This window comes from Chelativorans intermedius (assembly GCF_025398255.1).
GTDB classification, from domain to species: domain Bacteria; phylum Pseudomonadota; class Alphaproteobacteria; order Rhizobiales; family Rhizobiaceae; genus Chelativorans; species Chelativorans intermedius.
This window is the reverse complement of record NZ_JAODNW010000042.1, coordinates 1-14,421: the sequence shown is the minus strand read 5'-3', so window position 1 is coordinate 14,421 and position 14,421 is coordinate 1. Positions and strand designations below refer to the sequence as shown.

12 protein-coding genes and 1 pseudogene are annotated in these 14,421 nt (G+C 62.0%); 12 read left to right on the top strand and 1 reads right to left on the bottom strand.

Annotated features, from left to right (window positions below; translation table 11 throughout):
* Positions 1-264 precede the first annotated feature (264 nt).
* The 12 genes from NYR58_RS19305 (at position 265) to NYR58_RS19250 (ending at position 14,097) form a co-directional block, all read left to right on the top strand.
* Positions 265-990, top strand: a complete 726-nt coding sequence (locus NYR58_RS19305; RefSeq protein WP_261522780.1) for a cupin domain-containing protein — start codon at positions 265-267, stop codon at positions 988-990.
* Positions 991-992: 2 nt separating this feature from the next.
* The gene (locus NYR58_RS19300; RefSeq protein ID WP_261522779.1) at positions 993-2,603 is read left to right on the top strand and encodes an ABC transporter substrate-binding protein; all 1,611 of its coding nucleotides are present in this window, start codon (positions 993-995) and stop codon (positions 2,601-2,603) included.
* 64 nt (positions 2,604-2,667) lie between these two features.
* A complete protein-coding gene (locus NYR58_RS19295; protein ID WP_261522778.1) occupies positions 2,668-3,693 on the top strand; it encodes an ABC transporter permease in 1,026 nt (341 codons plus the stop codon).
* The gene (locus NYR58_RS19290; RefSeq protein WP_261522777.1) at positions 3,690-4,523 is read left to right on the top strand and encodes an ABC transporter permease; all 834 of its coding nucleotides are present in this window, start codon (positions 3,690-3,692) and stop codon (positions 4,521-4,523) included. Before NYR58_RS19295 ends, NYR58_RS19290 begins: the two co-directional genes overlap by 4 nt.
* Positions 4,520-5,410, top strand: a complete 891-nt coding sequence (locus NYR58_RS19285) for an ABC transporter ATP-binding protein (protein WP_261522776.1) — start codon at positions 4,520-4,522, stop codon at positions 5,408-5,410. The genes NYR58_RS19290 and NYR58_RS19285 overlap by 4 nt, the downstream gene beginning before the upstream one ends.
* Positions 5,407-6,222, top strand: coding sequence for an ABC transporter ATP-binding protein (locus NYR58_RS19280; protein ID WP_261522775.1), 816 nt, complete (start codon positions 5,407-5,409; stop codon positions 6,220-6,222). The genes NYR58_RS19285 and NYR58_RS19280 overlap by 4 nt, the downstream gene beginning before the upstream one ends.
* Positions 6,215-6,715: a GAF domain-containing protein gene (locus NYR58_RS19275; protein WP_261522774.1), complete on the top strand. Its 501-nt coding sequence runs from the start codon at positions 6,215-6,217 to the stop codon at positions 6,713-6,715. Before NYR58_RS19280 ends, NYR58_RS19275 begins: the two co-directional genes overlap by 8 nt.
* On the top strand, positions 6,715-8,793 hold the full coding sequence (locus tag NYR58_RS19270) for a hydantoinase/oxoprolinase family protein (RefSeq protein WP_261522773.1): 2,079 nt from the start codon (positions 6,715-6,717) through the stop codon (positions 8,791-8,793). The genes NYR58_RS19275 and NYR58_RS19270 overlap by 1 nt, the downstream gene beginning before the upstream one ends.
* A 7-nt stretch (positions 8,794-8,800) precedes the next feature.
* Positions 8,801-10,552: a hydantoinase B/oxoprolinase family protein gene (locus NYR58_RS19265; protein WP_261522772.1), complete on the top strand. Its 1,752-nt coding sequence runs from the start codon at positions 8,801-8,803 to the stop codon at positions 10,550-10,552.
* Positions 10,491-11,327, top strand: coding sequence for an aspartate/glutamate racemase family protein (locus tag NYR58_RS19260; protein ID WP_261522771.1), 837 nt, complete (start codon positions 10,491-10,493; stop codon positions 11,325-11,327). The genes NYR58_RS19265 and NYR58_RS19260 overlap by 62 nt, the downstream gene beginning before the upstream one ends.
* A gap of 104 nt (positions 11,328-11,431) precedes the next feature.
* Positions 11,432-12,529 (top strand): M24 family metallopeptidase, encoded by a 1,098-nt coding sequence (locus NYR58_RS19255; protein ID WP_261522770.1) that lies wholly within the window; start codon positions 11,432-11,434, stop codon positions 12,527-12,529.
* Positions 12,530-12,531: 2 nt separating this feature from the next.
* Positions 12,532-14,097, top strand: coding sequence for a hydantoinase B/oxoprolinase family protein (locus NYR58_RS19250; protein ID WP_261522769.1), 1,566 nt, complete (start codon positions 12,532-12,534; stop codon positions 14,095-14,097).
* Here the strand turns inward: NYR58_RS19250 and NYR58_RS19245 are convergent.
* Positions 14,030-14,317, bottom strand: a pseudogene (locus NYR58_RS19245) (GNAT family N-acetyltransferase); the annotation flags it as partial. The gene NYR58_RS19250 and the pseudogene NYR58_RS19245 sit on opposite strands and share 68 nt — an antisense overlap.
* Positions 14,318-14,421 lie beyond the last annotated feature (104 nt).

Genomic DNA, 14,421 nt, shown 5'->3' with positions numbered 1-14,421 from the left:
CTCAATCTCGGCCGACGAATGCACAAACTACTTCGCTAATGCAGGATACGGACAAACCTAGATTCATCCCGCTCTAGTTCCGCAGCATTGCCGTTTATCCTCTTGAGGCAGAGGTCTGCAACATTTCCTCCGGCATCGCGTTCCTGTGCAGAGGGAACTCGCCCTCCGCTGCAGCCTCAACTTTTTACAAATACTAAAAAATTTCTTGACTTCATTTCTCGTCCGCTTCACAGTTTTAGAAATACTAAAATCAGGGGAACAGGCGTGACGGACACCACGACTGGAGCCGAAACGATACAGACGGCCAATGTGCCGCTCGGGAAGCGTCTTCGCGAGCGACGCAAGGAACTCGGCTTCACCCTCAAGGAAGTGGCGGACGCGGCCGGGCTTTCGGTCGGTTTCATCTCGCAGATCGAGCGCGCGATTACGACGCCTTCCCTCTCCTCCCTCGCATCGGTGGCGCATGTGCTCGGCACGGATGTCAGTGAATTCCTTTCGCAGCCGCGCGGTGACACGCCAGCGACCCGCCACAACGAGCGCCCGATCTATGCGGTCGGCGGCAATTCGCTCACCTATGAGCGCATTTCCGCTTCCTTTCCGGGAAACGTGCTGCGCAGCGTCATCATCCATGAACCGCCCGGCCATCGCAGCGAGCCGATCGCTCACGAAGGCGAGGAGATCTTCTTCATCCTCGACGGCTCCATAACGGTCGAAGTCGAAGGTGAGCGGACGATCCTCGAAGCCGGGGATTCGATCCACTTCCCATCCACACGCACGCATTCCACCTGGAACCACACCGACAGGCCCGCAACCATCCTGCACACCTGCACGATGGACGTGTTCGGCGACGAACATGCGACCGGAGCGGCCGGATCGGATCTGGCAGTGAGGAGAAACGGCAGCCGCAAGAAGCCGCCGGTTCGACAAAGAGGGCTCGCCACCGGCGACCACCTCTCCGCAATTCAGAACAAATCCACCAGAGAGGATTAGTCATGCAGAAGACAGTGAGATCCTTCGCGGCTGCACTTCTGGCCGCATCGGCTTTGACCACGGCTGTCGCGGCCACGACCGGCCAGGCAGCCGCCCAGACGGTTCTTCGCCTCGACGAGGTAGCCGTGGGCGAGCTCGACCCCGGCAAGGCGACCGACTATGCCGACTCGATTCTTATGTTCAATGTCTATGACACGCTCGTGCTGCCCAAGCAGGGCGAGGTCGGCTATGCGCCGCATCTGGCCGAAAGCTGGGAGACCGAAGGCAACGATTTCATCTTCAAGCTGCGCCAGGATGTGAAGTTCCAGAGCGGCAACCCGCTGACCGCCGAGGATGTCGTCTTCTCCTTCGACCGCATGAAGGAACTGGGCCAGGGCCTCTCCTTCGTGTTCACCAAGGTCGAGGGCGCGGAAGCCGTGGACGAACATACGGTGCGGTTCCGCCTGAGCGAGCCCTATTCGCCCTTCATCGCCTCGCTCGTGCGGCTGCCCATCGTCGACAAGAAACTGGTAATGGAGAATCTCGGCGAGGGCGAAGGCGAGATGAAGGACTGGGGACAGGCCTTTCTCTCCAGCCATTCGGCCGGTTCGGGCGCCTACAAGGTCGTCTCGCACAATCCGCAGGAAGAGACGGTGATGGAGAAGAATCCCGACTACTTCCTCGGCGTTCCTGACAAGGCGCCGGACCAGGTTCGGCTGCGCTACAGCCTGGAGGCTACCACCGTCCGCACCCTCATCTCCCAGGGCGAGCACGACATTTCCTCGCAATGGCTCCCGCCGGAAGTTCTCAAGTCTCTGGCGGCCGACGGTGCGCAATTCCTTACCGAGACGGGCGGCGGCGCCTTCTACATCAAGATGAACACCGCCAAGCCTCCGCTCGACGACGTGAACTGCCGTCGCGCGCTTTCGGCTGCCTATGATTACGCGACGGGCATCAGGATGGTTGCCATCACCGACGAGATCGCCCAGGGCAGCCCCTCGACTGGCGCGATTCCCGTCGGGATGTATGGCGCCAACCCAGCCTCGGAAGTCATGCAGCGCGATATGGAAGCGGCGAAGAAGTATCTCGCCGAATGCAAACATGATCCGTCCGAGTTCACGCTGGAAATCTCGTGGATCGGCGAGGTGCCTATCGAAGAGCGCTTTGCGCTTCTGATGCAGGCCAACTTCGCCGAGCTCGGCATCAAGTCGGAAATCCGCAAGGTGCCGTGGGCGCTCTTCACCGAGCAGGTGACGAAGCCCGAAAACACGCCGAATATCTCGCAGATCTTCGTCAATGCGGTCACGGGCGATCCCGATACGCTCATGTATCCGATGTATCATTCGTCGGCCGCCGGCACGTGGCAATCGCCGGAATATCTGAAGGACGAGAAGGTCGACGCCCTGCTCGAAAAGGGCCGCACGGTGATGTCCGACGAGGAACGCGAAGCCACATATTCGGAGCTCAACGACCGGCTGATGGAGATAGCGCCGACCATCTACGCCTATGACCGGCAGTCGGTTTTTGCCGCGTCGAACCGGGTGAAGGTACCGGCGCTTTCCGATCCGTCGAAGTCCTTCGGCATGGACGGCATGGGCTTCACCTTCCGTCTGATGGAAATGACCGGCGAATAGCAAGGCAATAGCCGCGCGGCGCCGCAGCGAGGAAGCGGCCCGCGCCCACAAGGGATAAGATACGATGTCGCCTGTTGTCCGCCTCGTTCTGAAGCGGCTGGGAACTTCGTTGATCGTGCTCATCGGAGTTTCGATGCTGATTTTCGCCATCGCCCGGGTCATTCCCGGCGATCCGGCGCGCATCGCGCTCGGCCCCAACGCCACGGCCGAGCAGGTAGAGAACCTGCGGCTACGCCTGCATCTCGATCAGCCGCTATCGGTCCAGTACGGCCACTTCATCGCCGATCTCGCGCAGGGCGATCTCGGTGTGTCGCTCTATACAAACCGGCCTGTGACGCAGGATATCGCGCAATTCCTGCCGGCAACGCTGGAACTCATCATCGTCGCTGGTCTGATGATGATCCTGATCGGTCTGCCGCTCGGGGTGATCTCGGCCCGGTATCGGGGATCATGGGCCGACAGCACGATCCGCATCTTCACGCTGCTCGGCGTATCCGCCCCGAGCTTCGTCTGGGCGGTGATCCTGATGCTGCTCTTCGCCTATTTCCTGCCGCTCTTTCCGATTGCAGGCCGGCTCGCGGATTCCATGACCGTACCGACAGTTACCGGCTTCCTGCTGATCGACACTCTGCTCGCCGGCAACATCAAGGCTTTCGGCAACGCCGCCTGGCATCTCGTGCTGCCGGCCTTCGCCCTCGCCCTTTCGGGCATCGGACAGGCGGCCCGCCTGACCCGCTCGAACATGGTCGAGACCTACGACAAGCCGTATATCGAGATGGCGGAATCCTACGGCTTCCCCGAAGGGCGCATCGCCCGGCGCTACGCCTTCCGGCCTTCGCTGATCCCCTCGCTGACGATCATCGGTCTCGATTTCGCGGCCATGCTCGGCAATGCTTTCCTGGTGGAGGCGGTCTTCGCTTGGCCGGGTCTCTCGCGCTACGGCGTCGCCGTCATCCTGCGCAAGGACCTGAACGCCATCGTGGGGACAGTGCTGATCATCTCCGCCCTGTTCCTGATTGTGAACATCGTCGTGGATTTCCTGATCGCAATGATCAATCCGCGCATCCGACTTTCCCAGAGGGCCCAATGAAGCGAACCCTCGCCATTCTCGCATCCAATCCGCTTTCAGCCGTCGGCGTGTTGCTCATCGCTCTCGTGGTGCTCTCGGCCGTTTTCGCCGACTTCATCGCGCCCTTCCCCGAGCATCGCGGCGCGGTGGTTGATTTCGTGAACTTCAACAAGCCGCCTCAGTGGCCGTATATTTTCGGCACCGATCTCGTCGGCCGCGACATGTTCAGCCGCATCATCTACGCCTATCGGATCTCGCTGATCCTCGGCGTCGTGGTGCTGGCGATCGCGGTGCCGATCGGCGTCACGATCGGGCTCGTCGCCGGCTATGTCGGCGGCTGGACCGAATATGTGCTGATGCGCATCACCGACGTCTTCCTGTCGATCCCGCCGCTGGTGCTCGCAATGTCCATGATGGGCCTCCTTGAGCCCACACTCACCAATGGCATGATCGCGGTGACGGCTATGTGGTGGCCTTGGTACACGCGCCTCGTCTACAACCTTGCGCGCAGTGAGAAGGAGGAAGGCTATGTGCTGGCGGCCGAAGTGATCGGCGCCTCCAAGCTGCACGTCATGTTCCGCGAGATCCTACCGAACTGCGTGCCGTCGATCCTCACCAAGATGACCCTCGACCTCGGCTTCGTCATCCTGATCGCCTCCTCGCTTTCCTTCCTCGGCCTCGGCGTACAGCCGCCGACGCCCGACCTCGGCTCTATGGTCGCTGAAGGCGCGAAGTACCTGCCGGATTCCTGGTGGCTGACGGTCTTCCCCGGCCTGGCGATCCTGATCGCCGTCTTCGGCTTCAACCTGCTCGGCGATGCGCTGCGGGAAATCCTGGGGGTGGAGCAATGACGGCTCCCACCCTACTCATCCGCGACCTGCGCCTCTCCTTCAAGGGCTATTCCGGCCTTGTGGAAGTACTGCACGGCATTTCCCTGCATATCGACAAGGGCGAGCGCGTCGCATTGGTCGGCGAGTCCGGCTCGGGTAAGTCCGTCACGGCGCGCATCATCCTCGGCCTTCTGCAGACGATGCGCACCGCCCGCATCTCCGGCACCGTCAATTTCGAGGGCCGGGATCTTGAGGCAATGAGCCGCGCCGAACGGCACCGCCTGCGCGGCACGAAGATGTCGATGATCTTCCAGGATCCAACATCTTCGCTCAATCCGGTCTACCGGATTTCCGAGCAGTTCCATGAGGTGCTGAAGCGCATGGTGCCCGGCATCGGGCGCGCCGAGGCCGACCGCAAGGCCGCCGCCATGCTGGCGGATGTGTCGATCACTGAGCCGGAACGCGTGCTGGCAAGCTACCCTTTCCAGCTTTCAGGCGGCATGAACCAGCGCGTCATGATCGCCATGGCGCTTGCCAACGAACCGTCGCTTCTGATCGCCGACGAGCCGGGCACCGCCCTCGACGTGACGGTGCAGGCGCAGACGCTCAAGCTGATGCGCGAACTGGTGACCCGGCACAATACCGCCGTGCTCTTCATCTCGCACAACCTCGGCGTAGTGCGCGAATTCGCCGACCGTATCTATGTGATCTACAAGGGCCGGATCGTGGAGCACGGCAAGGCGACCCAGCTCTTTGACAATCCCCGCCACCCCTATACGCGCGCATTGATGAACGCGATCCCGCGCATCACCGGCGAGGGTATACCGAAGATACAGGACAATTCCGACGAGTATCTTGCTCCTCTTGTGGTGCATGAGGGCTGCGGCGAGCCGGGAGAAGTGGCATGACCCCCATCCTCTCCCTCCAATCCGTGTCAAAGACCTTCACCGTCGGCGCCCATGAGGTGCGGGCGGTGGACGACGTTTCCTTCGATGTCGCCAAGGGCGAGTGTCTGGCGGTCGTCGGCGAATCCGGCTCCGGCAAGAGCACGATCGCCAACATGATCCTCGGCATCTATCCGCCGTCCGAGGGCACCATCTCCTATCGCGGTACTGTCCTCCCAAGCAGCCGCGAACTCTCCCACCGCCGCGCCATACAGCTCGTTCAGCAGAACCCGCTGTCCTCTCTCAATCCGAAACGCACGATCGGTGCATCGTTACGCCTTGCGCTGGACGTGCACGGGATCGGCGAAAGATCGCGGCGGTGGGAGCGCGTAGGGAAACTTCTGGAGGAAGTGGGGCTACCCGCGGACTACCGGTCGCGCTCGCCAGCAACCCTTTCCGGCGGCCAGCGCCAGCGCGTAGCGATCGCCAGGGCGCTTGCCTGCGAGTCCGAGATCGTTGTTCTCGACGAACCCACGTCTGCGCTCGACGTGCTGGTTCAGGCGCGTACGTTGAAGCTCCTGAACGAGCTCAAGGAAAGCCGCGGCCTGACCTACATCTTCATTACGCACGACCTTTCTGTCGTACGCAATATCGCCGACCGCGTCGCGGTCTTCGAGAACGGCAAGTTGGTCGAGCTGGATACGGTCGAGACGATCTTCAGCAACCCGGCCGATCCCTATACGCGGGGCCTGATCGGTGCCGTACCCGTTGTTACGCGCGAAGAAGAAGCATTGAGAACAAGCCTGACCGAGAAAGAGAACAATGCAAATGCCTGATTATTCGACGTTCACCAAAGCGCTCGAGACCGCCGAGGGCCAGCCGGAAAATGTCTTCGATGCGCTTTACCGTCTGACCGACGAGACGATCGGCGTGAAGCTCTTCACCATGATGAGCTTCGATTTCCCCGCAGGCGTGGCGGGGCGGTTCTACTCGAACATGCCGGACGCCTATCCGGTTTCCGGCACCAAGCCGGTGAACACCACCGACTGGGCGCGGCAGGTGCTGCAGGAGCGGCAGGTCTTCGTCGCAAACAATATCGAGGGTATTGCGGAGGTCTTCTATGACCATGAACTGATCAAGTCGCTCGGCTGCGAGTCCGTTATCAACATTCCGGTCGTCATAGGCGGCAACGTGATCGGCACGATCAACTGCCTGCACGAGGCGGACTACTATACAGAAGACAAGGTCGCTGCCGCCGTTGCCCTGAAGCTGCCCGGCGCAGTCTGCTTCCTCCTTAAAGAACGCCACAAAACCATGGGAACCGTATGATGGTCAACAAGACGATCCGCGTCGCGACCGATGTCGGTGGCACGTTCACTGATCTGGTCGCGTTCGAGACGGAAGACGGAAATCCCGTTCCGCGCATCATCACGGCCAAGTCGGATACCACGCCACCAAACTTCGAAGAGGGTGTGCTGAACGTGCTCATCAAAGGTGGTGTCGATCCGGCATCGGTCGATTTCCTTGCCCATGGCACCACTGTCGTCATCAACGCTCTGACCGAACGAAAGGGCGTCAAGGTGGGGCTGATTACCACCGAAGGTTTTCGCGATACGCTCGAGATCGCGCGCGGCAACCGTCCGGATTTCTTCAACCTCCATTACGAGAAGCCGAAGCCTTTCGTACCGCGCTATCTGCGCCGCGAGATTCCTGGCCGCATGAGCTACAAGGGGGAGGAGCTGCGCGCGCTGGACCTCTCGGGATTGCCCGCCATCCTCGACGATTTCAAGGCCGACGGCGTCGAGGCGATCGCCATCAGTTTCCTGCACTCCTATGCCGATCCATCGCACGAGCAGGCGGCGCTGGCGGAAGTGCGCCGGCTTTGGCCGGAGGTTTCGGCCGTTGCCTCACACCAGATCACCCGCGAATGGCGCGAATACGAGCGGACCAACACGGCCGTACTCTCGGCCTATGTTCAGCCGATCGCCGAGCGCTACCTGTCGCGGCTTGCTGGCGGTCTCAAGGAGAAGGGGTTCACCGGGAGCCCCTACATCATGCAGTCGAACTGCGGTGTGGATTCTCTGGAGACCGTCTCGCAGATCCCGATCACCATGGTCGAATCCGGCCCGGCTTCGGGCTTCTGGGGTGCTGCCGAACTCGGCAAGCTGATCGGCGAGCCGAACGTGCTGGCGCTCGACATCGGCGGCACCACGGCCAAGTGCTCGCTGATCGAGGATGGTCAGGTCAAGATCATGACCGATTACTGGATCGAGCGCGACCGCACCACCGCCGGCTATCCGATCATGGTGCCGGTGGTCGACCTGGTCGAGATCGGCAATGGGGGCGGCTCCATCGCTTGGGTGGACGATTTCGGCAAGCTGCATGTCGGCCCGCAGTCGGCCGGTGCCGTACCCGGCCCGGCGGCCTATGGCCGCGGCGGCACGGAAGCCACGACCACCGACGCTAATCTCTGGCTTGGCCGCATCAACCGCGACTATTTCTGCGGCGGCGAGGTTGAGGCCGACATGGAGGCGACCGAAAAGGCGATCGCCGCCATCGGCGAGAAGCTCGGCGTCGATGCCGACGAGGCGGCGCGCGGCATCATCCGCATCGCCAACAACAACATGGTCAACGCGCTAAAGCTGGTGTCGCTCAATCGCGGCCACGACCCGCGCGACTTCACGCTCGTTGCCTTTGGCGGCGGCGGCGCCATGCATGCGGTGGCACTGGCAGCCGAGCTCGGCGTCAAGAAGGTCGTGGTGCCGGCAGCGGCCTCCGTCTTCTCTGCCTGGGGCATGATGATGTCCGATCTCAGGCGCGATTACTTCGTCACCCGCCTCGCCGACCTGAAGAAGGGCGCGGCCGAAGGCATCGAGGAGATCTTCGCCGAGACGGAAGCGCGCGCGAGGAAGCAGTTCGAGGCCGAAGGCATCACCGCCGACAAGGTGAAGTTCCTGCGTTACGGCAAGTTCCGCTACCAGAACCAGGAGCACACGACCGAAGTCCTGCTCGACGCGGGCAAGGTGACCGACGATCGCCTGTCTTCGATCGAGGCCGCCTTCCACGAGACCTATGAACGCGAATACACCTACCGGCTCGACGCGCCGGTCGAAATGGTCGGCATCCATCTCGTCGCTTCTGCCGAAGTCGGCAAGCTGACCATGACAAAGCGCGAGCCGACCGGCACGAAGGCCGAGGTCGCGCTCAAGGGCAGCCGCAGGGTCGATTTTGCCCTCGAAGGGATCCACGAGTCGGCGATCTATGACGGGACGAAACTCGAACCGGGCATGACCTTTTCCGGACCCGCTATTGTCGAGGATCCCGGCACGACGATCGTCATCCATCCCGGTTGCCATGTCGAGATCGATGGCTACGGCAACATCCAGATCCACCTGACGGCAGAGTGAGACGGACATGACCAATCTGCCCAACGACCCGATCACTCTGGAGATCATCCAGAACTCACTGCAGGCGGCAGCCGACGAGATGTTCGCCGTCATGAAGAAGACGGCGATGAGTTCCATCATCTACGAGGTGCTCGACATGGGCACCGGCATCACCGATGCAAAGGGCGCGCTTGCTTCTTCAGGCGCCGGCATTCCCGCCTTCGTCGGCGTGCTCGACAAGGCCGTTAAGGTCATCGTCGGCAAGTTCGACAAACCGGGCGATATCGAGCCGGGCGACGTGTTTGCCACCAACGATCCCTATTGGGGCGGCGTCACCCATTTGAACGATATCATTGTCGCCATGCCCGTCTTTGCCGGCGGCCGAATCATCGCCTGGACCGCTAACATCGCCCATAATTCCGATGTCGGCGGCATGGCGCCCGGCTCGCTGACCGGCGAGGCGACCGAGATCTTCCAGGAGGGCCTGCGCCTTCCTGCGATCAAGATCATCTCCAAAGGCGAGCCGATCCGCTCAGTCATGGAGATTATCAAGACCAATTCGCGCATGCCGGACGTGCTTGAGGGCGATGTCTGGGCGGCCATCGCCTCGGTCCGCATCGGAGCGAAGCGGCTCGTAGAGATCGCCGAGAAATATGGTGTCGGGACCTTCGAGACCGCCATGTCTTCCTTCATGGATTATGGCGAGCAGGTTTCCCTGAAGGAGCTCGCAAAGCTCCCTAAAGGCACGTTCGAGCTCTCCGAGGAACAGGACGACGGCCGTGTCTTCAATGTGAAGATCACCATCTCCGACACTGAATTCATTGTTGATCTGCGCGACAATCCGGACCAGTCGGTGAGCCCCGTCAACACCAGCCGTGATGGCGTGATGGTCTCGGCCCAGATGCTCTTCAAGTCGCTGACCGATCCCTATTCGGCAGCGAATGAAGGCTCGTTCCGGCCGATCCGTTTGCTCACCCGTGAAGGCTCGGTTTTCCAAGCCAAGGAGCCAGCGCCGATCGGCTTCTATTACGAGATCGAACTACGCGTCTATGACCTGATGTGGCGCTGCCTCGCCCAGCACATGCCCGAGCGGCTCGCCGCAGGTCATTTCGCTTCCGTCTGCGGCACCTTCATCGGCGGCATCCACCCCGATACCGGCCGGCAATACACGATCATCGAGCCGCAGCTCGGCGGCTGGGGCGCCAACCGCGATCGCGACGGAAACAGCGCCATCTTCTGCGGCTTCCACGGCGAGACCTACAACTGCCCGGCCGAGATCAACGAGGCGCGTAACGGACTGTATGTCGACCGGATGGAGCTCAACATGGAGCCGGGCGGCGAAGGTAAGTTCACCGGCGGGCGCGGCATCGTCATGGATTACCGTGTACGCGCCGACAACGGCTTCCTAACGGTTGGCTATACCCGTTCGAAGTTTCCCGCCTGGTCGCTCGACGGTGGCCGCGAGGGATCGCCCAATTACGTCAAGGTGATCCGCAAGGACGGCTCGGAAGAGAAATATTCCTTCGTCTCCGAACTGACCACGCATACCGACGACGTCATCCGCGTCATCACCGGCAACGGCGGCGGCTTCGGCGACCCAAGGGAACGAGATCCAAAGCTGGTCGCAGAGGACATCCGCAACGGCCTGATCACGCTCGAGCGAGCGAAAGAGGTCTACGGCTTTACCGGATCAGACCAATCGCAAAGAGGAGGGACCGATGAGCGAGAATCCGCTGAAGATCATGTATCTGAGCCCGGTCGCAGGCAGCGGGGCGCATGACGACGTGTTCGCCAAGATGGCGGGGGAGCACAAGCTCCCCAGCACCGAGGTCCATGTCGCGTCGTTGCCCGAGGGTCAAGGCCGGTTCAGTCATATCGAGTTCCGCGCCTATGAGGCGATGGTGACACGCGGCATCATCCGCGCGACGCGCCAGGCAGCCCGCGAAGGCTTCGATGCGCTCGCCATCGGCTGCTTCTACGACACCGCGCTCCATGATGCGCGCGAAATCTCCGGGGACATGATCGTGACTGCGCCCTGTGTGGCCTCCTGCGAGATCGCGGCCAGCATATCCAACCGTTTCGGCGTCATCGTCGGCCGTCGCAAATGGGTAAACCAGATGAGCGCCACCGTGCGCGAGCACGGCCACGAGCATCGGCTCGCCGGCTTCTACCATGTCGAGCTTGGTGTCACCGATTTCCAGAAGGATCACGCCGAGACGGAACGCCGCCTCATCGAAGCCGGGCGCAAGGCAGTGGAGGAAGGCTTTGCCGAATCCCTCATCCTCGGCTGCACCATGGAGGTCGGCTTCTACCACGATGTCGAGAAGAAGCTCGGCGTTCCGGTCATCGATCCTTCGATCGCTGCGCTGAAGCGCGCCGAATATGCCGCTATCCTCAAGCGTCAGTGCGGCTGGAAGCCGAGCCGCAAGTGGTCGAGCGAGGCGCCGCCGGAAGACGAGATCGCCTATATCGGCGGCTTCGACGACGGCGAGATCTTCGGCAATCGCATCGTCGTCCAAGCGGAAGAACCGGGGCCTGCCCGCAAGGCGGCTTGAAGCCCCCTCATCCGGCCCCTCGGGCCACCTTCTCCCCGACGGGGAAAGGGTGGTTTGCGCAGCGAACCGGATGAGGGGAACGATAGACCAAGGAGAATGAAGGCATGACCGACACTGCAAAACGCCTCGCCGCCCTGCGCGAAAAAATGCGCGAAACAGGAACCGATCTCGTCGCGCTCGGGCCGAGCTCGCATATGCAATGGCTTCTCGGCTTCCACCCGCATGCGGACGAGCGGCCCTGCCTGCTGCTCGTCTCGCCCACGGCGGAAGCCTTCCTGATGCCGGTTCTCAATGCCGAGAGTTCGCGCGAGAACACGGATATAGCCTTCCATACCTGGAGCGACGATGAAGGTCCTGAGCGGGCATTGGTCGATGCGCTGGCCACCGTCGATGCCGGCAATGCCAGCCGCATTGTGCTCGACGAGACGATGCGCGCCGACTTCGCGCTTCTATTGCTTGACAACCTGCCCAATGCAGACCACGCCTTCACCTCCGAGACGGTCGGCGCGCTGCGCATGCGCAAGGACGAGAGCGAATTCAAGACACTGAAGGCAAGTGCGGGCGTTGCGGACCGCGCCATGCAGAAGGCCTTCGCCGCGATCCGTCCGGGCATGACGGAAGCCGAGCTTGCCGAAGTGGTCGGCGCCTCCTTCTCCTCTGAAAGGGCTGCAGCGCTCTTCTGCATCATCGGCTCTGGCCCGAACGGCGCCTTCCCCCATCACCAGACCGGCGGTCGCACGCTGCACGAAGGCGACGCCGTCGTGATTGACATCGGAGCTCGCAAGGGCGGCTTCCCGAGCGACATCACCCGTATGGCCGCGGTGGGCAGACCTCCCGAAGGCTACGGCCAAATCCACTCCATCGTGGAGAAGGCTGTCCAAGCGGCGTTGCAGGCCGCGCGTCCCGGCGTCAAGGCCAAGGAGGTGGACGCGGCGGCGCGCAAGGTCATTTCCGATGCCGGCTATGGCGATTATTTCGTCCACAGGACCGGCCACGGACTCGGCATCGACGGCCACGAGCCGCCCTTCATCACGGCGACGTCCGAGACCGTCCTTGAAGAGGGAATGGTGTTCTCCATCGAGCCGGGCATCTATATCCCGGGACGCTTCGGTATCCGGCTGGAGGAAATCGTCATCCTGCGCGAGGACGGGCCGGAAATCCTCTCGACGCTCCCGCGCGACCTCCACGTGGCGGCAGGCTGAACATGAAAACGCACGATCCCATCACCGCCACCGTTATCCAGGCTAGCTTGGTGGCAGCAGCCGACGAGATGTTCACAGTGCTGAAGAAGACGGCCATGAGCCCGATCATCTATGAGGTGCTGGATGTCGGCACCGGCATCACCGATGCCGAGGGTGAGCTGATCAGCTCCGGCGCCGGCATTCCTACCTTCGTCGGCGTCCTCGACAAGGCGGTGAAGCGGATCGTAGAGATCCACGGCCTTGACAAGGTGCGCGAGGGCGACGTCTACGTTACCAACGACCCTTATTACGGCGGCGTCACGCATCTGAACGATGTGGTGATCGCGCTCCCCGTCTTCGCTTCCGGCGAACTGGTCGCCTGGGCCGCCTCGATCGCCCACTGGAATGATGTCGGCGGCAAGACGCCGGGATCGATGGCGGTCGACGTGTCGGAGATTTTCCAGGAAGGTCTTCGCCTGCCGGCGGTGAAACTGTTCGAGGACGGCAAGCCGATCCGCTCCGTCTTCGATATCATCTCGTCAAACTCCCGCCTGCCAGATTTCGTGACCGGGGACCTGTGGGCGCAGGTGGCCGCAAGCCGCAAAGCCGAAAGCCGCATCCGGCAGATCGTTGAAACTTATGGACTGGACACCTATCGCGGTGCCCTTGCCTCGCTATTCGAGGAAGGTGAGAGACGCACCCGCGCCGGCCTCGCGACCCTGCCCGAAGGCACCTATAAAATCGAAGAGGAACAGGACGACGGCGCTGTCTGGCGGGCAGCGATCACAGTCAGCAAGGAGCGTTTTCTTGTTGACCTCCGCGACAATCCGGAGCAACGGAATGCACCTTACAATACAAGCCGCGATGGCGCAGTGATCTCGGCGCAGATGATCTTCAAGGCGCTGACCGACCCGACGCTTTTCACGAATGGCGGTTCCTTTCGTGCGCTCGAAGTTATAACCCAGCCGGGAACTGTCTTCCACGCCACCGGTAACGCGCCGCATGGCTATTATTTCGAGACCCGCATCCGCCTCGCCGACATGCTATGGCAATGCATTGCGCGCGCCATGCCGGAGCGCATGCCCGCCGGCAGCTTCGCTTCCATCTGCGGCACCGTGATCGTCGGCAATCATCCCGATACCGGCCGCCGCTTCACCATGGTCGAGCCGCAGATGGGCGGCTGGGGCGCGACCGTTGAGCGAGACGGCCTCGACGCCATGTATTCCACCAATCACGGTGAGACTTTCAATTGCCCGGTCGAGATCTGCGAAGCTCGCTACGGTATCGATGTCGGCCACAAGCGCCTCAACGAGACCGAGGAAGGCAAGGGCTTGCATTCCGGCGGCAAAGGGGTGACCGTCAGCTATCGGCCGCGCGGTAAGGCGATCCTTTCGGCCGGCTACAGCCGCAACCGCCAGCCCGTTTGGGGCCTGAACGGGGGTAACCCAGGCGGGACGAACGGGCTTACCGTCTTCCGTCGAGACGGAAAGCGCGAAGATTATGCCTTCGTCAGCGGCCTCGTCATCGAGCCTGGTGACGAGATCCTTGTCCGCACGGCGAACGGCGGCGGCTGGGGAGCTGCTGATTGAGCACGTCCGCCCATTCGGGGTGACGGTCGAACTGAGCGGCGGCTAAAGGACAGAGGGGGATGATCTTCACGCCGGTCTCCCGCGAGTCCTCGACCGCACACTCGACAGGCTCCAAGCCGATCCCCCGGCCGCAAAACGCGTCCGGCACTTCCGCATGATCGACGATCATCTGCGCGTTGCCAACACGCTTGAAGGTCATCTCCGCTTCGTCGCCATCCGGCGAGGCGTTGCAGTTGGCGCTCGATCTCTAGAGCGGGATGAATCTAGGTTTGTCCGTATCCTGCATTAGCGAAGTAGTTTGTGCATTCGTCGGCCGAGATTGAG

Coding starts and splice junctions, on each gene's coding strand:
- NYR58_RS19285 (WP_261522776.1), top strand. CDS start 4,520: ATGACGGCTCCCACCCTACTCATCCGCGACCTGCGCCTCTCCTTCAAG.
- NYR58_RS19275 (WP_261522774.1), top strand. CDS start 6,215: ATGCCTGATTATTCGACGTTCACCAAAGCGCTCGAGACCGCCGAGGGC.
- NYR58_RS19250 (WP_261522769.1), top strand. CDS start 12,532: ATGAAAACGCACGATCCCATCACCGCCACCGTTATCCAGGCTAGCTTG.
- NYR58_RS19255 (WP_261522770.1), top strand. CDS start 11,432: ATGACCGACACTGCAAAACGCCTCGCCGCCCTGCGCGAAAAAATGCGC.
- NYR58_RS19280 (WP_261522775.1), top strand. CDS start 5,407: ATGACCCCCATCCTCTCCCTCCAATCCGTGTCAAAGACCTTCACCGTC.
- NYR58_RS19295 (WP_261522778.1), top strand. CDS start 2,668: ATGTCGCCTGTTGTCCGCCTCGTTCTGAAGCGGCTGGGAACTTCGTTG.
- NYR58_RS19260 (WP_261522771.1), top strand. CDS start 10,491: ATGAGCGAGAATCCGCTGAAGATCATGTATCTGAGCCCGGTCGCAGGC.
- NYR58_RS19300 (WP_261522779.1), top strand. CDS start 993: ATGCAGAAGACAGTGAGATCCTTCGCGGCTGCACTTCTGGCCGCATCG.
- NYR58_RS19270 (WP_261522773.1), top strand. CDS start 6,715: ATGGTCAACAAGACGATCCGCGTCGCGACCGATGTCGGTGGCACGTTC.
- NYR58_RS19290 (WP_261522777.1), top strand. CDS start 3,690: ATGAAGCGAACCCTCGCCATTCTCGCATCCAATCCGCTTTCAGCCGTC.
- NYR58_RS19265 (WP_261522772.1), top strand. CDS start 8,801: ATGACCAATCTGCCCAACGACCCGATCACTCTGGAGATCATCCAGAAC.